The sequence below is a fragment of the Trinickia sp. Y13 genome (genome assembly GCF_029522115.1).
In the GTDB taxonomy this organism is placed as follows: domain Bacteria; phylum Pseudomonadota; class Gammaproteobacteria; order Burkholderiales; family Burkholderiaceae; genus Trinickia.
The window spans coordinates 69677-87742 of sequence record NZ_JAKWFK010000001.1 but is presented as its reverse complement, the minus strand read 5'-3'; the positions used below and the strand labels follow the sequence as shown (position 1 = coordinate 87742).

Below are 18066 nucleotides of genomic sequence, written 5' to 3'. Positions count from 1 at the left end.
ATGGTGCCTCCCCTGTTCGTTATGCGGCGACAACCTGTTTGGCCGCTTCCGGCAGCGATAGATAGAACGTGGTGCCTTCACCCTCCGTCGACTCGGCCCAAACGCGCCCGCCGTGACGCTCGACCATTCGGCGCACGAGTGCGAGGCCGATGCCCTCGCCTGCGGCGACATTGCCGTGCAGCCGCTGGAACGCGTTGAATAGACGCGGCATCGCGCCGGCCGGGATCCCGAGGCCATTGTCCTTCACGTAGAAGATGCGCAGCGAATGCACGCCGGGGGGCGAAGGTAGCGCGCCGATCTCGATGCGGCCCGATCGCTGTGGATCGAGATAGTTGATCGCGTTGCCGATCAGATTGGCGAAGATCTGCTCGAGCGCCGTGGGATCGCCCCAAACCGGCGGGAGTTCCTCGACGACGATCTGCGCATGGCAATTGCGAATCGATGCCTGCATCGCATCGAGCACGTGACGCACGACCGCGCCGACATCGACTTGCTGGCGCCGGTACTCGACGCGGCCGACGCGAGACAGGCGCAGCAGCGAATCGATGATGTGCGCCGCGCGCAGCACTGCGCTTTGCAGAAAGCGCAAGGCTTCGCCGATGTCTTCGTCGATGAGCCGTTCGATGCGCTCGCGCTCCTCGGGCGCGAGCGAGGAAGCCCGCACGCCCGCGCGCAGATCGTCGCACGCGTGCGTGAGCTCCTTCGAAAAACCTTGCAGGTTCACGAGCGGGGCGCGCAAATCGTGCGACACGCTGTAGATGAACATTTCGTTTTCCTGCGTCTGCTGATGCAGCGTTTCATTGGTGCGCGTGAGCTCGTCGGCGCGCCGTGCCAGATCGTTCTGGAATCGGGCACGCAGCCGCTCGGATTCGAGCAGGCGCCGGCTCGTATCGTGCAGGATCTCGTCGAGCTCGGCGATTTCGTCGTCTCCGGCGGAAGGCGGGCCGAGCGGCGCGCTTTCCGCCAAGCGCTCGGCATTGTCGGACAGCCGGGCGAGCCGCCCGCGCAAGCCGCGCGTAAACAAAAACACGGCGAGCGCGGTCATGACGAGCGCGCCCGCGACGACGGCTGCCGTCAGTTGCTGTTGCTGCGCGAGCGCCTCGGCCGCTTGCGCCGAACGGATCGCATCGGTGCGCAGTTCCTCGTTCTGGAACGCCGCCAGTTGAGCGCGGAAGCGATCGACCACGTCGACACTCGCCTGATTGCGAAACCGATCGAGGACGTCCTCACGCCGGCCCGTGCGCAACAAATCCTGCACGCGATCGGACCATTGCCTATAGGCCTGGACCGTCTGGCGAATCTGCGCCGCGCGCTCGACTTGGACAGGGTTGTCGGCGACCAGATCGACGAGCCGGTCGATGCGGCGGTCCAAGTCGATCCAGAGGGTAACCGGCGTGATCGACGTGCGCTCGTTCTTGAGCACGGCGCCGCGCATGCGCACGGACTCGATCAGCACCGGCTCGAGAATGGCGCTCGTCTGACGCAATACGTCCTTGCTGCGCAGCGACCATTGCTCGGCCTGCTCGGCGTCGTTTTGCGCTTTCACGAGCCCCGAAAGCAGCGCGACTTCGACCAACGTCGGAATAGCGATCAGCAACAGCCCTTTGGTTGTCAGTCTCATGCGCGATCAAAGCGAGTCGGGGAACCGGCCAGTCGAGCGCCGGCAACTGACGCATTATGTCGACGTTTTAAGAGAATGACAAAGAGCGCGTCAGTTCTTCAATCGGTAACCGGTTTTGAATATCCAGGCCAGGATGCCAGTGAAAATCGCCAGAAATACCGCCGTCATGACAAGACTCACGCCCACGTGCACATCGGCGATACCGTAAAAACTCCAACGGAAGCCGCTGATCAAATAGACGACAGGGTTCGCGAGCGCGATCGTGCGCCACAAGGGCGGCAAAATGCCGATCGAATAGAAACTGCCGCCAAGGAATGTGAGCGGGGTGACGATCAAGAGCGGGACCACTTGCAGTTTCTCGAAACCGTCGGCCCAAATTCCGATCACGAATCCGAACAGGCTGAACGTGATCGAAGTGAGCACCAGAAAGAGCAGCATCCAAAATGGGTGCTCGATGCGCAACGGCACGAAAAACGCCGCCGTGATCATGATGATGAGCCCGAGCATGATCGATTTGGTTGCGGCCGCCCCGACGAAGCCCACCACGAGCTCGAAGTACGACACCGGCGCCGTCAGCAGCTCATAGATGGTGCCCGTAAATTTCGGGAAATAGATGCCGAAAGACGCGTTGCTGATGCTTTGCGTGAGCAGCGACAACATGACGAGCCCGGGCACGATGAAAGCGCCGTAGCTGATGCCGTCGATCTCGCGGATGCGCGAGCCGATCGCCGCGCCGAAGACGACGAAATAAAGCGATGTGGAAATCACGGGCGAGATGACGCTTTGCATCAGCGTGCGCCAGGTGCGGGCCATCTCGAAGCGATAGATGGCGCGCATCGCATGGTAGTTCATGGGCGGTCCTTGTCCTTGTTTTTGACCAGATCGACGAAGATATCTTCGAGCGAACTTTGCGTCGTCTGCAGATCCTTGAAGCGCACCTGCGCATCGCCCAGATCCCGCAGCAGCGTGACGATGCCCGCGCGCTCGGATTGCGTATCGTCGTAGGTGTACGTGAGCGAGGCGCCGTCGGCCGACAACTCGAGCCGGTAGCCGGCCAGCGCGGCCGGCACTTGCGCGAGCGGCGCCTCCAGTTGCAACGTCAGTTGTTTTTTGCCGAGCTTGCGCAACAGGTGCGTCTTTTCCTCCACAAGAACGATTTCACCGCGATTGATGATGCCGATGCGATCGGCCATTTCTTCGGCTTCGTCGATGTAGTGCGTGGTGAGGATGATCGTGACGCCCGTATCCTTCAAGCCACGCATGAGTTGCCACATGTCGCGGCGCAACTCCACGTCCACCCCTGCAGTGGGCTCGTCGAGAAACAGCACGGCCGGTTCATGCCCGAGCGCCTTGGCGATGAGCACGCGCCGCTTCATGCCGCCCGAGAGCGTCATGATCGGATTGTTGCGCTTGTCCCACAACGATAAAGCGCGCAACACCTTTTCCAAATGTACCGGGTCGGGCGATTTGCCGAATAGGCCCCGCGTGAACGAAACGGTGTCCCATACCGTTTCGAACGCGTTGGTCGTCAATTCTTGCGGCACGAGCCCGATGACCGAGCGCGCGCGGCGGTAGTCCTTGACGATGTCGTGACCGTCGACGCTGATCTGTCCTTCGCTCGGGTTGACGAGACCGCAGACGGTGCCGATCAAGGTCGTTTTGCCCGCCCCGTTCGGGCCGAGCAGCGCGAAGATCTCGCCGCGCCGGATTTCGAGATTGACGCGTTTGAGCGCCTGGAAGCCCGACGCGTAGGTCTTCGACAGATTTGAGATGGTGAGGATCGTTTGCATCGGGCGACGATAGCAGAAGCGCGCCGACATTGCCGTCAAACCGCGCGAAATGCATAGCTGCGAGGAACCGGAGGCCCGCGGCGCGATTCGTCGTCCCACGCCGATCGCCGCGCCGGCCCCCGCGCGCCAGGAGCGCGCCCTGCCGGGCGCACAAAAAAAAAGGCGCCACGTTGCCGTGGCGCCTTAAAGAAGTTCTAGCCATTCCGAGGGCCGTGCTAGAACCTGAGAGACGGTATTCCGGGGTACAGAACCGGTGCAGCGGCTGAGCCGCCACAGCGATCTGCGCATCGCTCGCGACGCGCCGTTCCGAAATCAGATTCCATTCTTTAGCTTTCCGCTGACGAAGTCAAGATAATTTTTTCCGAAAAGTTAACAGGTAGGGCGGAAACGGAAACGATTTCACAATAAGAGATAGGTATTTTTTACCTGATTCGGTGCTCGCGCCAGTGGAGTAGACTGGTGGCAAACTTCATACTTGAAATCTCATTTCAAAAAACTGTCACGAGCGCCCCGTGCCGAATTCCACCCGCCCTCCCGCCCGAAGCCGCGCCGACAAGCCCAAGGACAGCTCCGGCGACGAAATCATCGCCCTGGCACGCGGCTTGACGCTGCTGCGGCGCGTGGCGTCCGCCGACGCTCCCATCAGCAATCGCGAGTTGGCCGAACTGACCGGAATCCCGAAGCCGACCGTCTCGCGCATCACCGCTACCCTCGTGGGCGCCGGATTTCTGTTTCAGTTGCCTGACAGCGAACGGTTCGTCCTGACCGCTTCGGTGTTGGAACTGAGCAACGGCTTCCTGCGCAATTTCGATATCCGCGCGCGCGCCCGGCCGTTCTTGACCGACTTGGCCGAACGCACTTCTCTGTCCGTCCACCTTGGTGCACGCGACCGGCTCGATATGGTGGTGATCGACGCGATCCGCCCGCGCTCGGCCATCCTCGTTTCCCGGCTCGAGGTCGGTTCACGCATGGATCTGACCCGCACCGCGGTGGGCCGAGCCTATCTGGCCGTACTCGCCGAGCCCGAGCGCGCCGCCCTGATGGCCGGGTTGCAAGCGGCCTCGGGCGATGACTGGCCGCACATTCATGCGCGGCTTGCAGCCTCGCTCGAAGAAACGCGCGCCCTCGGTTTCGCGATCGCCACGGGCGAGTGGTACGCCGACCTCAATGCCATAGCGGCAGGGTTCATCGGCCCGTCGGGCGAACGCTACGCGATCAATTGCGGAGGCGCGGCCCATCTTTGCCCGCGCGAATGGCTCATCGAGCACGCCGCGCCGGCGCTGACCGAATGCGTCGCGCGCATCGTCCGCGAAATCGGCGGCGCGCCCAATCAACGGCTGCGCGATTGACGCTCGAGTCGGCACACCGCACGCGGCGCGTGCGCATGCGTGCCGTATGCCAGTCCCTCGGTATGTAACCCGCGTAAACAACCGAAAGATGCAAAACTGGACTGGCCGGGACACCGGGACGTAGCATCATGCATCTTTGCGCCCGGCCCATGGGGCCGCCCGGACAGCGCAGGCTATGCCGCCCGGCGCTTGCGCCGCGCAGCGCTTGCCCTTCTCCGATTTCGCACCGCCGCTTACCTATATCGATGGCCGAACAAGAACACCGCTCCCCCACGACTGAAAACGGCGCGCCTGCTACGCCCCCTAGCGCCGACGCCGGGTCGCGCGAGGGCCGACGCGCGCGCGCCCGGCCCCGCGTGATCGCGGCCCTGATCGTGGTTGCTCTGGCGCTGGCCGCGCTGCTGTGGTGGCATCCATGGCGCGGCGCGGGTCCGGCCGCGGGCTCGCCGCACACCGCGGGAGGCCGCCGCGCGCTGGCCAACATGCCGCAGCCCGTCCATGTCGCCACTGCGACGAGTGGCGAGATGCCGATCGTGTTGACGGCGCTCGGCACCGTCACCCCGCTCGCCACGGTCACGGTCAAAACCCAACTATCGGGCACGCTGCAAAGCGTCGCCTTCCGCGAAGGTCAACTCGTCAAAGCCGGCGACGTCCTGGCGCAGATCGATCCTCGGCCCTATCAAATTTCGCTTCAGAACGCCGAAGGCGCGCTCGCCAAGGACAGCGCGCTCCTGCAAACGGCGCGCCTGGACTTGCAGCGCTACCAGGCCCTGCTCGCGCAAGATTCCATCGCGCGCCAGCAAGTCGACACGCAAGCTTCGCTCGTCAAGCAGTACGAGGGCCAGGTGCAATCGGATCGCGCGAATGTCGATACCTACAAGCTCGATCTCACCTATGCGCGCATCACGGCGCCCGTGTCGGGGCGTGTCGGCCTGCGCCAGGTCGATCCCGGCAACTACGTGACGCCTTCTGATGCGAACGGCATCGTCGTGATCACGCAACTGCAACCGATCAGCGTGGTGTTCACGACGTCGGAAGACAATCTCCCGGCCATCCTCGCGCGCATGCATGCAGGCGCGAAATTGTCGACGACCGCTTACGACCGCAACAACACGATCGTGCTCGAATCGGGGTATCTCGAGACGCTCGACAATCAAATCGATACGGCGACTGGCACCGTCAAGCTGCGCGCGATGTTCGCAAACGCGAACCAAATGCTGTTTCCGAATCAGTTCGTCAACGCGCGCCTGTTGATCGACACGTTGCGCAATGCCGTCATCGTGCCGAGCTCGGCTGTCCTGAACGGCGCCAACGGGCCGTTCGTCTATGTCGTCAAGGCCGACAACACCGTCACCGTGCGCCAAGTCAAGGTCGGACCGGTCGACGCCGAGCGCACGAGCATCGCCTCCGGGCTGGCGGTGGGCGAGCGCGTCGTGGTCGACGGCTCCGACCGTCTGCGCGAGGGTGCCAAGATCACGGTCGCGCCCGACGCGGCAAGCGTCATGCATGGCGCGTCGGGTTCGCATGCCCGCGGCGCTTCGGGCGCCTCCGCTGGCCCGGCCGCTTCCGGCGCGCACGCTCACCATCGTCGAGCCGCCTCCGGCGCCGCCAGCGACGGCGCGCAATAACGGCGCGCGGCCACTCGCATGAACCCGTCTCGCGCCTTTATCCTGCGCCCCGTCGGCACGGCCTTGCTGATGGCGGCCATCATGCTCGTCGGCCTGGTCGCGCTGCGTTTCTTGCCGATCTCGGCGCTGCCCGAGGTCGACTACCCGACGATCCAAGTCCAAACGTTCTACCCGGGCGCCAGCCCCGAGGTCATGACCTCGTCGGTCACCGCCCCGCTCGAGCGGCAGTTCGGGCAGATGCCCTCGCTCAATCAGATGGCCTCGCAAAGCTCGGCCGGCGCATCGGTGATCACGCTGCAGTTCAGCCTCGATCTGCCGCTCGACATTGCGGAGCAGGAGGTGCAGGCCGCGATCAACGCGGCGGGCAATTTGTTGCCTGCCGATCTGCCCGCGCCGCCGATCTATGCCAAGGTCAATCCGGCCGACGCGCCGATCCTCACGCTCGCGATCACGTCGAAGACCACCCCGCTCACCGATATCGAGGATCTGGCCGACACGCGCCTTGCCGAAAAGATTTCTCAAGTGGCGGGCGTCGGCCTCGTGAGCATCGGCGGCGGGCAGAGGCCCGCGGTGCGGATTCAAGCGAACCCGCTCGCCCTGGCTTCCTACGGGCTCAACCTCGACGATCTGCGCACGACCGTCTCGAACCTGAACGTCAATACGCCAAAGGGCAACTTCGACGGCCCGACGCGCAACTTCACGATCAATGCCAACGATCAGCTCACCGATGCCCGCGCCTACAACGACGCGATCGTCGCCTACAAGAACGGGCGGCCCGTGATGCTGACCGACGTCGCCACGGTCGTGGCCGGCGCGCAGAACACCAAGCTCGGCGCGTGGGTGGGTGCGCACGGCACGGTAACCCCGGCAATCCTGCTCAACATCCAGCGTCAACCGGGCGCGAACGTGATCCAGGTCGTCGATAGCGTCAAAGCGCTGTTGCCGCAGTTGCAAGCGTCCCTGCCGGCTTCGATCGACGTCGCGGTCGTCACCGACCGCACGACCACGATCCGCGCCTCCGTGCGCGACGTCCAGTTCGAGCTGGCGATGTCGGTCGTGCTCGTCGTGCTCGTGATGTATCTATTTCTGGCCAACGTCTATGCGACCGTAATCCCGAGCCTATCGGTGCCGCTCTCGCTGATCGGCACGCTGGCCGTGATGTATCTGTGCGGCTTCTCGCTCGACAACCTATCGCTGATGGCGCTGACGATCGCAACGGGCTTCGTGGTCGACGACGCCATCGTCATGATCGAAAACATCGCGCGCTACGTCGAGCAAGGCGACACGGCCCTCGACGCGGCCCTCAAAGGCTCCCGGCAGATCGGCTTCACGATCATTTCGCTGACGGTGTCCCTGATCGCCGTGCTGATCCCGCTGCTGTTCATGGGCGATGTGGTCGGCCGGCTGTTCCATGAATTCGCGATCACGCTCGCCGTCACGATCGTGATTTCAGCGGTCGTCTCGCTCACGCTCGTGCCGATGATGTGCGCCAAGCTGCTCCGGCACTCGCCGCCGCCCGAGAGTCATCGTTTCGAGGCCAAAGCGCACGCCGCCATCGACGCCGTGATCGCCCGCTATGCCGTGGCCTTGCGCTGGGTGCTCGAACGCGAGCGCGCCACGCTCGTCGTCGCCGTCCTGACACTCGCGCTCACGGCGCTGCTCTACGTGCTGATCCCGAAGGGTTTCTTCCCCGTGCAGGACACCGGCGTCGTTCAGGCCATCACGCAGGCGCCGCAGTCGATCTCTTACGGCGCGATGGCCGCGCGCCAAGAAGCGCTCGCCGCCGCGATCCTGAAGGATCCGAATGTGGAAAGCCTGACCTCGTTCATCGGCGTGGACGGCACCAACATCACGCTCAACAGCGGCCGCATGCTGATCAACTTGAAGCCGCACAGCGAGCGCGACAAGAGCGCGACCGAGATCATTCGCGATTTGACGAGCGAAACGGCGAACGTGGCAGGCATTTCGCTGTATCTGCAGCCCGTGCAGGATTTGACTATCAATTCGACCGTCAGCGCGACGCAATATCAATTCATGCTGACCGATCCGAATCCCGACGAATTCTCGACTTGGGTTCCGAAGCTCGTCGACCGGCTCAAGCAAGCGCCGCAATTGGCCGACGTCGCCACTGATCTGCAAGAAAGCGGCGCATCGGTCTTCGTGCAGATCGACCGTGCGACGGCCGCGCGCTTCGGCATCACGCCCGCCACCGTCGACAACGCGCTTTACGACGCGTTCGGCCAGCGCATCATTTCGACGATCTTCACGCAGTCGAACCAGTACCGCGTGATTCTCGAAACCGACCCGCGCATGCAGCACTACAGCGACGCCTTGAAGTCGATTTATTTGCCGTCCTCCCAAGGCACGGGCCAACAAGTGCCTTTGAGTTCGATCGCGAAATTCATCGAGCGGCCCGCGCCGCTGCTCGTCTCGCATCTTGGGCAGTTTCCATCGACGACCGTCTCGTTCAACCTCGCTCCGGGCGCATCGCTCGGCGCGGCGGTCAAGGCGATCGAGCAAGCACAGCGCGAGGTCGGCCTGCCCGCCTCGTTCCAGACTCGCTTCCAAGGCGCGGCGCTCGCGTTCCAAGCCTCGCTGTCGAACGAGCTGTTTTTGATCCTCGCGGCCGTCGTGACGATGTATATCGTGCTGGGCGTGCTCTACGAGAGCTTCATCCATCCGATCACGATCCTCTCGACGCTGCCCTCCGCCGGCGTCGGCGCATTGCTTGCGCTGATGTTGTCGGGGCACGACCTCGACATCATCGGCATCATCGGCATCGTGCTGTTGATCGGCATCGTCAAGAAGAACGCGATCATGATGATCGACTTCGCGCTCGAAGCCGAACGCGAGCAAGGCAAGAGCCCGCGCGATGCGATTTATCAAGCGTGCCTGCTGCGCTTCAGGCCGATTCTGATGACGACGCTCGCGGCGTTGCTCGGCGCGTTGCCGCTGATGCTCGGCACGGGTGTGGGCTCGGAGCTGCGTCATCCGCTCGGCATCGCGATCGCCGGCGGGCTCATCGTCAGCCAGTTGCTGACGCTGTTCACGACGCCGGTCATCTATCTGGGCTTCGATTCGCTCGCGCGCCGCGTGCGGGCGCGCTTCGGCCACGGTAGCCGCGAAGCCGGCGCCGGCGACGCGGGAGCATGACGATGGCGCAGCGCTGCCTTGCCATGGCTTCGCCGCACGCGGGAGCGGCGCCGTGAATCCGTCGCGCCCTTTCATCTCGCGCCCCGTCGCGACCACACTGCTCGCGATCGGTGTGGCGCTGGCCGGCATCTTCGCCTTCGTCAGGCTGCCCGTCGCGCCGCTGCCGCAAGTCGACTTTCCGACGATTTCCGTGCAGGCTCAATTGCCCGGCGCGAGCCCCGAGACGGTGGCGACGAGCGTCGCGAGCCCGCTCGAGCGCCATCTCGGTCAGATCGCCGACGTCACCGAGATGACGTCGATGAGCGGCGTCGGCCAGACGCGCATTACGCTGCAGTTCGGCCTGAACCGCGACATCGACGGCGCGGCGCGCGACGTCCAAGCCGCGATCAACGCCGCGCGCGCCGATCTGCCGACGAGCCTGCGCAGCAACCCGACCTACCATAAGGTCAATCCGGCCGACGCTCCGATCCTCGTGCTCTCGCTGACATCGAAGACGATGCGGCCGGGCCAGTTGTACGACGCGGCATCCACCGTCTTGCAACAAGCGCTTTCGCAAGTCAAAGGCATCGGCGAAGTCGATGTAAGCGGTTCGGCCAATCCCGCCGTGCGCGTCGAACTCGAACCGCAGGCGCTGTTCCACTACGGCATCGGCCTCGAGGACGTGCGCGCCGCGCTCGCGGCGGCCAACGCCAACAGCCCCAAGGGCTCGATCGACTTCGGCGAGAACCGCGTTCAACTCTATACGAACGATCAGGCCAAGGCGGCCTCGCAATACAAGGATCTGGTCATCGCCTATCGCAACGGCGCGGCCGTGAAGCTGTCCGACGTCGCCCAGGTCGAGGATTCCGTGGAAGACCTGCGCAACCTCGGCTTGATGAACGGGCAACGCTCGGTGCTCGTGATCCTCTACCGGCAGCCCGGCGCGAACATCGTCGCAACCATCGATCGGGTGTTGGCGATGCTGCCGCAATTGCAGGCGTCGGTGCCGGCAGCGATCGACATCACGCCCGTGGCCGATCGCTCGACGACGATCCGCGCCTCGCTCAGGGATACGGAGCGCACGCTGATCGTTGCCGTGCTGCTCGTCGTCACGGTGGTATTCCTGTTCCTACGCAATTGGCGGGCAACGCTGATTCCGAGCGTGGCGGTGCCGATTTCGATCGTCGGCACGTTCGCGGCGATGTATCTGCTGCACTACTCGATCGACAATCTTTCGCTGATGGCGCTGATCGTGGCGACCGGATTCGTCGTGGACGATGCGATCGTCGTGCTCGAAAACATTTCCCGCCATATCGAGGAAGGCGTGCCGCGCATGCAGGCCGCGATCATCGGGGCGCGCGAAGTGGGCTTCACCGTCACCTCGATCAGCCTCTCGCTCGTCGCGGTATTTTTGCCGATCCTGCTGATGGGCGGCATCGTCGGCCGGCTCTTTCGCGAGTTCGCCGTCACGCTCTCGCTTGCAATCGCGGTCTCGCTCGCCGTTTCGCTGACGGTCACGCCGATGATGTGCTCGCGCTTGCTCGCCGATGCGGCGCACAAGCCCAAGGAGGGACCGCTCGGAAAGTGGCTCGAGCGAGGGTTCGCGAGGCTGCAGGGCGGCTACGCGCGCACGCTCGGCTGGGCGTTGTCGCATCCGCTCATCATCGTCGCGACCCTCGTCGCGACGATCGCCCTGAACGGCTATCTCTACTTCGTCATCCCGAAGGGCTTCTTTCCGCAACAGGACACGGGGCGCTTGGTCGGCGGCATTCGGGCCGATCAGGCGACGTCGTTCCAGGCGATGAAGATCAAGTTCTCGGAAATGATGTCGATCGTGCAGCACAACCCGAACGTGCAGAATGTCATCGGCTTCACGGGCGGGCGCCAGACGAATTCGGGCTTCATGTTCGTCACGCTCAAGCCCAAAACCACGCGCAAGGCGTCGGCCGACCAAGTCATCGCGCAGTTGCGCGGACCGCTGTCGCACGTCGCAGGCGCGCAGACTTTCTTGCAGGCCGTACAGGACATCCGCATGGGCGGACGGCAATCGAATGCGCAGTATCAGTACACGCTGCTCGGCGATTCGAGCGCCGAAGTGTACAAGTGGGCGCCGCTGCTGGCCGAAGCGCTCAAGCGCCGTCCCGAGCTCGCCGACGTCAACTCCGATCAACAGCAGGGCGGGCTCGAAGCGTATGTGACGGTCAACCGCCAAAGCGCCGCGCGACTCAAAATCACGCCGTCGCAGATCGACAACACGCTCTACGATGCGTTCGGGCAACGACAGGTGTCGACGATCTACAACCCGCTCAATCAATACCACGTGATCATGGAAGTCGCGCCGCGCTACTGGCAAGACCCCGCGATGCTCAATCAGATTTACGTGAGCACATCGGGCGGCAGCGCAGGCGGCTCGCAATCGACGAACGCCGTGGCCGGCACCTTCACGATGCCGGCCGCGGCTACGAGCGCCGCGGCGATCGCCACGGACGCCGCACGCAATCTGGCGACCAACTCGATCGCGCAACGCGGCAAAACGAGCACATCGACGGGGGCCGCCGTCTCGACCGCGAAGGAGACGATGATCCCCTTGTCGGCCATCGCCTCGTTCGGACCGGGCAGCACGCCGATCGCGGTCAATCACCAAGGCCCGTTCGTCGCATCGACGATCTCGTTTAACTTGCCGCTCGGCCGATCGCTGTCGGATGCGACGCGCGCGATCAACGAGACGACGGCCGAGATCGGCATGCCCGCGACCATTCACGGCAACTTCTCCGGCACCGCGCAAGCGTTCCAGCAATCGAATCGCGACATACCGCTCTTGATTCTGGCGGCGCTTGCGGCCGTCTACATCGTGCTCGGCATCCTCTACGAGAGCTACATCCACCCCGTGACGATCCTCTCGACGCTGCCTTCGGCCGGTGTCGGCGCACTGCTGGCGCTGCTGCTGTTCCGCTCGGAGTTCAGCATCATCGCCTTCATCGCGGTCATCTTGTTGATCGGCATCGTCAAAAAGAACGCGATCATGATGGTCGACTTCGCCATCGAAGCGTCGCGACAAGGCATGTCCTCGCTCGAGGCAATCCGCCGCGCCTGCTTGCTGCGTTTTCGTCCGATCATGATGACTACCTGCGCGGCGATGCTCGGCGCGCTGCCGCTCGCCTTCGGTCACGGGGAAGGAGCGGAGTTGCGCTCGCCGCTCGGCATTTCGATCGTCGGGGGCCTGCTCGTCAGTCAGGTCCTGACGCTATATACGACGCCCGTCGTTTATCTGTACATGGACCGCCTGCGCCTCTGGCGGGAAAGACGCCGCCGCCCGCTTGGTGGGACGCCGACCGGCGCGGGGTAAGGCACGGAAACAATTGTGACGGGAGCCGTTATGGCATGCGCCGCATCGATCGCCTAGCCTTATAGGATGCGCGCCGTGGTGGCGGCGCATCGAACCACAAGAAAAAGGAGCGTATCGTGCGGTGGCTCAATGCTACTTTCCTCGCCTTCGCCGGCGCCGCCTGCCTGACTGCCGGCAGCGCCGCTCAGGCGCATTGGCGCGTCGGCGTCTACATGGGCGGGCCCGCTTACCCGTACTACTATCCCGCGCCGGTCGTGCCGGCGCCCTACTACTACGCGCCCTATCCGCCGCCCGTCGTCATCGCCCCCGGCGAGCCCGACGTGACCTACGTCGAGCGCTCGCAAGAAAACGATGCGCAGGCCGGCGACCAGCCGCCGCAAGGCACCTGGTGGTACTGCGACAAGACGAAGACCTACTACCCCTACGTCAAACAATGCGCGAGCGGCTGGCGCGAAGTGCCGGCCACTCCGCCCGCACCGAGGCGGTGACGATATGAATGCTTCCACGCTCCAACCGGCCAAGCGGCGCGCGATATGGCTGCCGCTTGCGGCGATTCTCGGGCTCGGCGCCTGCACCGTGATGCCGACCGGTCCCAGCGTCATGGCGCTGCCCGGCACCGGCAAAAGCTTCGATCAGTTCCGCGTCGACGATTACAACTGCCGCCAATACGCGCTCGGCCAGGTAGGCGGCGTCAGCGCGAGCCAGGCCGCGACGACGGCCGGGGTCGGCAGCGCGGCGCTGGGCACCGCGGTCGGCGCAGCGGCGGGCGCTGCGTTCGGCGGCGGCCGGGGCGCGGCCGTGGGCGCGGGCGCCGGCCTCTTGACGGGCGGGGCGATCGGCATGGGCGCCGCGCAAGGTTCGGCCTACGACATCCAGCGGCGCTACGATTACGCCTATCTGCAATGCATGTACGCGGCGGGCGAGCGCGTGCCGATGCCGGCCGGCACCATGGAGAACCGGCGGCCGCGGTACTACACGCCGCCGCCACCGCCGCCGCCCGGGTATTGACCGTTCAATCATGGCCGGCGCGCGCCTAGCGCCGAGGATGCTGCTCGGCCCAGGCTTTGACGGCGTTCAGCGTGTTTTGCACGTGCTTGTCGGGCGAAAGGCTCGTGTATTCGTAGACGATCGTGCCATCGGGCGCGATCACGTACGAAACGCGATTGGCCATCGTCCTAACGAGCGGCAAAGCAGCGTCGTACGCATCGATGATGCGGCGCTGCGGGTCGGCCGCCACCGGGAACTTGCTGCGGCACTCGCTGACGGAAAACTTCTTGAGCGTGTCGATATCGTCGTACGAGACGCCGATCACGGTCGCGCCGTATTGCTTGTACCGGTCCACGGCGTCGGCGAATTCGTGCGCCTCGATCGTGCATCCCTTCGTGAAGGCAGCCGGATAGAAGTAGAGCACGACGGGGCCGTGCTTCAACGCATCGGCCAGCGAATACGAATAGGCGTTGCCGCCGAGCGACGCTTGCGTGGTGAAATCGGGCGCTTTCTCGCCAGCCTTGAGCACGGCCGACGCATCGAGCGATACGACGGACAACGTTGCGCAGATAGCCGCCGCGCATAGGGCGCGATTTCCCTTCACTGTCATCGGACTCTCCTTCAAACGCGGAACGCGGGGGATCGACCGATGGTGCAAGATCCGGCGCGTCGAGGCGCTTATTGAACCACGCCGGCACGATCGGCGCTCGGGGCCCATTCAAGCGGGTCGCGTCACGCCGGCTCGTGGGCCCGGCTCCAAAGCGCGGCCTGAAAATTGATCTCGGCCAACGTGGCCGAAGTGAGGGCCGCCAGTTGCGGAAAACCATGACACGCCGCCTGAGCGGCCCGGTCGGCTTGGTCGAGCGCGCCGGCCTCGGCGGCTTCGGCGATGGCGAGCATCGCGCCGAGCGGGCCAGCACGGTGCACGATCGCATCGGCGATCTCGGGAACGAGCCCGATGTGTGCGAGCGCATCGCCGGGCGTCGCTTCACCGAGCAGAACATGGACGAGCGAGAACACGCCGGTCATGAAAGCGGCGTCGGCAAACCGTTCGTCATGTGGCCGTACGCGGCTTGCGGCCAGCTCCATGAAGCGCGAGCGCGCGCCGGCCAATTCCGCGAGCGGATCGCTGCGCCGCAACGTCTCGTCGCTCGACGCATACAGCAGCAGTTGCGCCCAGCGCGCGATCTGCCGCGTGCCGGCCGCGAGGATCGCCTCGCGGACCGAGGCGATGCGTCGCCCGAAACCATACGCGCTCGAGTTCACGAGCCGCAGCAGTTGCATCACCACGTCAGGGCCGTGTTTGAGCTCGGCCTCGAGAACGTTCAAAGGCGCCTCCGATGCGATCAGCGCGAGGATGCGCAGCAAAGACCGGCGCGACGGATCGCCGCGTCGAGCGGAGAGCACCTGCGGCCGCGCGAAGAAATACCCCTGGAACAAGTCGAAGCCGAGCTCGTGCGCGAGCACGTAGTCATCGCGCGTTTCGATCTTTTCCGCGACGAGCGTCTTGCCCTGCAAGCGCACGGCGTTGGCCAGCGCCGGCAACCGCTCGCGCGACGCATGCAAGAAATCGACCTTGACGATGTCCACGTGCGGGAGCAACTGCAGCAGGTCCTCGGACAGCTCGGCGATGTCGTCGAGCGCGATCTGGAATCCCGCGCGACGCAGCGCGCCGATGCGCGCGATCAGCGCCTCGTCGACGCTGACCGTCTCGAGCACTTCGAGCACGAAGCGCTCGGGCGGCAACAACATGACTGCGTCGTCGAACAACATCGCGCGGCACATGTTGACGTAGCCTTGATGGGCGCCCAAGGCAGCTGCGACGCCGATGTTGCACATCGCATTGACCAAGACGCGGGCCGTCGCGCGCGCATCGTCGTCGATGCGCGCGCGGTTGACCGTGCTGCCGCGAAAGAGCAGCTCGTATGCTGCCAAAGACCGGGCCCGAGTGAGAATCGGCTGACGTCCGAGGTAGAGACACTCGAGGTCGCACTGGTCGCGCGCTTCGCAAGCGGGCGATGCGCCCGTGCGTGCGGTCGTAATTTCGGCCATGGATAATGTGGTCCAACAGGGTGTGGAACGCCTCGCGGCCTAATGGGGCATTCGGTGAGCCGAACACGACACCAAGGCCATTGTCCACAAAACCAGGCGCTCGTGCTGCTCGGGTCGATCCTGAGGGCCATTGTGCATAAATTCGTAGGATCGACCCTAAAGAATTGTCGCGCCGTGCCGATATTCACCGTGATGGAAGGTATGGCGGCGCAACGACCAGGGGTCGCCGAGCGCAGCGGCGCGCCTGACCGGGACGCAGGCCGCCCATCGACTTCAGTCGGCAACGAGAACGAATGCAAGCAAAATCAATCGGCGCACCGCGCCGCAGCGCCTGGCGCGCGGCTCTGGACCTGTTGCGCGGCCGCACGGGGCAAGTGCAACCGCCGGCCGTCCGCCAGCCGGCGGACGGCGAGCACGACGCTTGGCGGCTGCAGCTCGAACAGACGCTTGGCGCAGTCGACTTCCTAGCTCACGTCGATGACGACCAGCGCTTTCTCTATGTGTCGGAGGCAAGCCTGCGCTTCATCGGCTACCGGCGCGAATACCTGCAAACCGTAACGCTGCATGAACTCGTGCCCAGCGGCGAGACGGCGGCGCTCGATACGCTGCTCGCGCGGGCCAGAGCCAGCGGCCGGGTCGAGCGGGCCTGTCTGCACCTCATGAAATCGCTGACTTACCCGATTCCCGTGGAATTGCGCATCGTCGCCAGCCATCACCGCGGCACGGCAGGCTTCGCGGTGAGCGCCTTCGACGTCTCGCCCTGGCGGGCCAACGAAGAGCGTCTCACCTACGAATTGCACAGGGATCCGCTCACGGGCCTGGCCAACGGGCTCGCCTTGAAGGCTGCCGTCAAGCGCGCTCAGGACGATGCCGATGTCGACGGCAGCGGCGCCGCACTGCTCCTGCTGGACCTGGACGACTATCAGCGCGTCAACCGCGCGCTCGGCTACGATGCCGGCGACGATTTGCTGCGAGACACCGCGCAGCGCCTCGAAGGGCTCGTCACGCCAGCCGAGATCCTCGCGCGCGTGACGAGCGACGAGTTCGCGGTGCTACTGCGCGCCGATACGCGCGAAAACGCCGCGGCCGCCGCGGAAGCCCTCGGCCGCCGTTTCATGACCGCCGTGCAGCAACCGTACGCGGTGGACGGCCAGCCGGTCCACCTTTCCGCCAGCGTGGGCGTGGCGCTCTACCCCGATCCGGCACACGATACCGGCGCCTCGGGTTATCACGACCAATTGCTGCGCCGCGCCGATCAAGCGCTGTCGCAGGCCAAGGCCTCGGGCAGCAACACCCTCGCGTTTCACACGGCGCATGCCGACCCAGCCGACGCCGAGCGCCTGAAGCTCGAGGCCGATCTCTACGACGGCGTGCGCAACGGCGAGTTTTCCTTGCATTTTCAACCGATTACGAGCAGCCAAACGGGGGGCGTCGTGGGCGTGGAAGCGTTGATTCGCTGGCACCACCCCGTGCATGGCTTCGTGCCGCCGTCGACCTTCATTCCGCTTGCGGAATCGATCGGCCTCATCAATTACCTCGGCAATTGGGTCCTCAAGATCGCCTGCATGCAGCTCGTGCAGTGGGATGCGCAGGGCATCGAGCTGCAGTACGTGGCCGTGAACGTGTCGCCGCAGCAGTTCCGCGATCCGCGTTTCATCCGGAACGTGCGCGATGCGCTGGCCTTGACCGGCGTCAAGGCCGAGCGGCTCGTGTTCGAAATCACCGAGTCGCTATTGATGCAGGACCCGGCCCACGCCAAGGTGCTGCTCGAACAGTTGACGGCGATCGGGATCCGCTTCGCTATCGACGATTTCGGCACGGGTTACTCGTCACTGGCGTATCTGCAACGTTTTCCGCTCGCCAAATTGAAGATCGACCGCAGTTTCGTCGAGAACCTGCTAACCTCTCGCAACGATCAAGCGATCGTATCGGCGGTGGTCGGGCTCGCCCAAACGCTCGAGCTCGAACTCGTGGCGGAAGGCGTGGAAACGGAAGCCCAGCGGGAACTGCTGACGGCGATGGGCTGCGATCACATCCAGGGTTGGCTGGTGTGCAAAGCGCTGCCGTCCGACGAGTTGGCGAAACGGTTCGAGGATCGCGTGCTGCGCCTGCACGAGGTGGTACCGGGATTATAGGCGCGCGCCGGCACGACGCGCGGCAC

Annotated in this window: 12 protein-coding genes; 7 read left to right on the top strand and 5 right to left on the bottom strand. The window is 64.6% G+C overall.

Going from position 1 to position 18066, the window contains the following annotated elements; genetic code table 11:
* Window positions 1–19 precede the first annotated feature (19 nt).
* From MMB74_RS00350 to MMB74_RS00340, 3 genes are all read right to left on the bottom strand, one after another.
* Complete coding sequence (locus MMB74_RS00350; RefSeq protein WP_277426610.1) at window positions 20–1621, bottom strand: sensor histidine kinase; 1602 nt, start codon at window positions 1619–1621, stop codon at window positions 20–22.
* A gap of 90 nt (window positions 1622–1711) precedes the next feature.
* Entirely contained in the window at window positions 1712–2473 is a 762-nt protein-coding gene (locus MMB74_RS00345) for an ABC transporter permease (RefSeq protein WP_277426609.1), read from the bottom strand.
* Window positions 2470–3411 (bottom strand): ABC transporter ATP-binding protein, encoded by a 942-nt coding sequence (locus MMB74_RS00340; protein ID WP_277426608.1) that lies wholly within the window; start codon window positions 3409–3411, stop codon window positions 2470–2472. Before MMB74_RS00340 ends, MMB74_RS00345 begins: the two co-directional genes overlap by 4 nt.
* A 512-nt stretch (window positions 3412–3923) precedes the next feature.
* On the opposite strand from MMB74_RS00340, the gene MMB74_RS00335 reads away from it, so the two are divergent.
* The 6 genes from MMB74_RS00335 (at window position 3924) to MMB74_RS00310 (ending at window position 13874) form a co-directional block, all read left to right on the top strand.
* The gene (locus tag MMB74_RS00335) at window positions 3924–4760 is read left to right on the top strand and encodes an IclR family transcriptional regulator (protein WP_277426607.1); all 837 of its coding nucleotides are present in this window, start codon (window positions 3924–3926) and stop codon (window positions 4758–4760) included.
* A 245-nt stretch (window positions 4761–5005) separates the two neighbouring features.
* Window positions 5006–6388 carry an MdtA/MuxA family multidrug efflux RND transporter periplasmic adaptor subunit gene (locus MMB74_RS00330; protein ID WP_277426606.1) on the top strand — a complete coding sequence of 461 codons (1383 nt, stop codon included), beginning with the start codon at window positions 5006–5008 and terminating at the stop codon, window positions 6386–6388.
* A gap of 18 nt (window positions 6389–6406) precedes the next feature.
* Entirely contained in the window at window positions 6407–9541 is a 3135-nt protein-coding gene (locus MMB74_RS00325) for an MdtB/MuxB family multidrug efflux RND transporter permease subunit (RefSeq protein WP_277426605.1), read from the top strand.
* Window positions 9542–9593: 52 nt separating this feature from the next.
* On the top strand, window positions 9594–12866 hold the full coding sequence (locus MMB74_RS00320) for an efflux RND transporter permease subunit (protein WP_277426604.1): 3273 nt from the start codon (window positions 9594–9596) through the stop codon (window positions 12864–12866).
* Window positions 12867–13030: 164 nt separating this feature from the next.
* Window positions 13031–13354 carry a hypothetical protein gene (locus tag MMB74_RS00315; RefSeq protein WP_277427103.1) on the top strand — a complete coding sequence of 108 codons (324 nt, stop codon included), beginning with the start codon at window positions 13031–13033 and terminating at the stop codon, window positions 13352–13354.
* Window positions 13355–13445: 91 nt separating this feature from the next.
* Window positions 13446–13874 (top strand): hypothetical protein, encoded by a 429-nt coding sequence (locus MMB74_RS00310; protein WP_277427102.1) that lies wholly within the window; start codon window positions 13446–13448, stop codon window positions 13872–13874.
* A gap of 25 nt (window positions 13875–13899) precedes the next feature.
* Here MMB74_RS00310 and MMB74_RS00305 read toward each other — a convergent pair whose 3' ends face one another.
* Window positions 13900–14463 carry a peroxiredoxin gene (locus tag MMB74_RS00305; RefSeq protein WP_277426603.1) on the bottom strand — a complete coding sequence of 188 codons (564 nt, stop codon included), beginning with the start codon at window positions 14461–14463 and terminating at the stop codon, window positions 13900–13902.
* Between the two features lie 122 nt (window positions 14464–14585).
* Window positions 14586–15905 (bottom strand): EAL domain-containing protein, encoded by a 1320-nt coding sequence (locus MMB74_RS00300; protein ID WP_277426602.1) that lies wholly within the window; start codon window positions 15903–15905, stop codon window positions 14586–14588.
* 293 nt (window positions 15906–16198) lie between these two features.
* Between MMB74_RS00300 and MMB74_RS00295 the strand changes: the two genes are divergently transcribed.
* Window positions 16199–18040, top strand: coding sequence for a sensor domain-containing phosphodiesterase (locus MMB74_RS00295; RefSeq protein WP_277426601.1), 1842 nt, complete (start codon window positions 16199–16201; stop codon window positions 18038–18040).
* Window positions 18041–18066: the final 26 nt, after the last annotated feature.

What these genes read in the sequence shown, in the direction of transcription:
- MMB74_RS00350 (WP_277426610.1), bottom strand. Translation starts at nt 1,621, where the DNA reads ATGAGACTGACAACCAAAGGGCTGTTGCTGATCGCTATTCCGACGTTG.
- MMB74_RS00345 (WP_277426609.1), bottom strand. Translation starts at nt 2,473, where the DNA reads ATGAACTACCATGCGATGCGCGCCATCTATCGCTTCGAGATGGCCCGC.
- MMB74_RS00340 (WP_277426608.1), bottom strand. Translation starts at nt 3,411, where the DNA reads ATGCAAACGATCCTCACCATCTCAAATCTGTCGAAGACCTACGCGTCG.
- MMB74_RS00330 (WP_277426606.1), top strand. Translation starts at nt 5,006, where the DNA reads ATGGCCGAACAAGAACACCGCTCCCCCACGACTGAAAACGGCGCGCCT.
- MMB74_RS00325 (WP_277426605.1), top strand. Translation starts at nt 6,407, where the DNA reads ATGAACCCGTCTCGCGCCTTTATCCTGCGCCCCGTCGGCACGGCCTTG.
- MMB74_RS00310 (WP_277427102.1), top strand. Translation starts at nt 13,446, where the DNA reads ATGCCGACCGGTCCCAGCGTCATGGCGCTGCCCGGCACCGGCAAAAGC.
- MMB74_RS00305 (WP_277426603.1), bottom strand. Translation starts at nt 14,463, where the DNA reads ATGACAGTGAAGGGAAATCGCGCCCTATGCGCGGCGGCTATCTGCGCA.
- MMB74_RS00300 (WP_277426602.1), bottom strand. Translation starts at nt 15,905, where the DNA reads ATGGCCGAAATTACGACCGCACGCACGGGCGCATCGCCCGCTTGCGAA.
- MMB74_RS00295 (WP_277426601.1), top strand. Translation starts at nt 16,199, where the DNA reads ATGCAAGCAAAATCAATCGGCGCACCGCGCCGCAGCGCCTGGCGCGCG.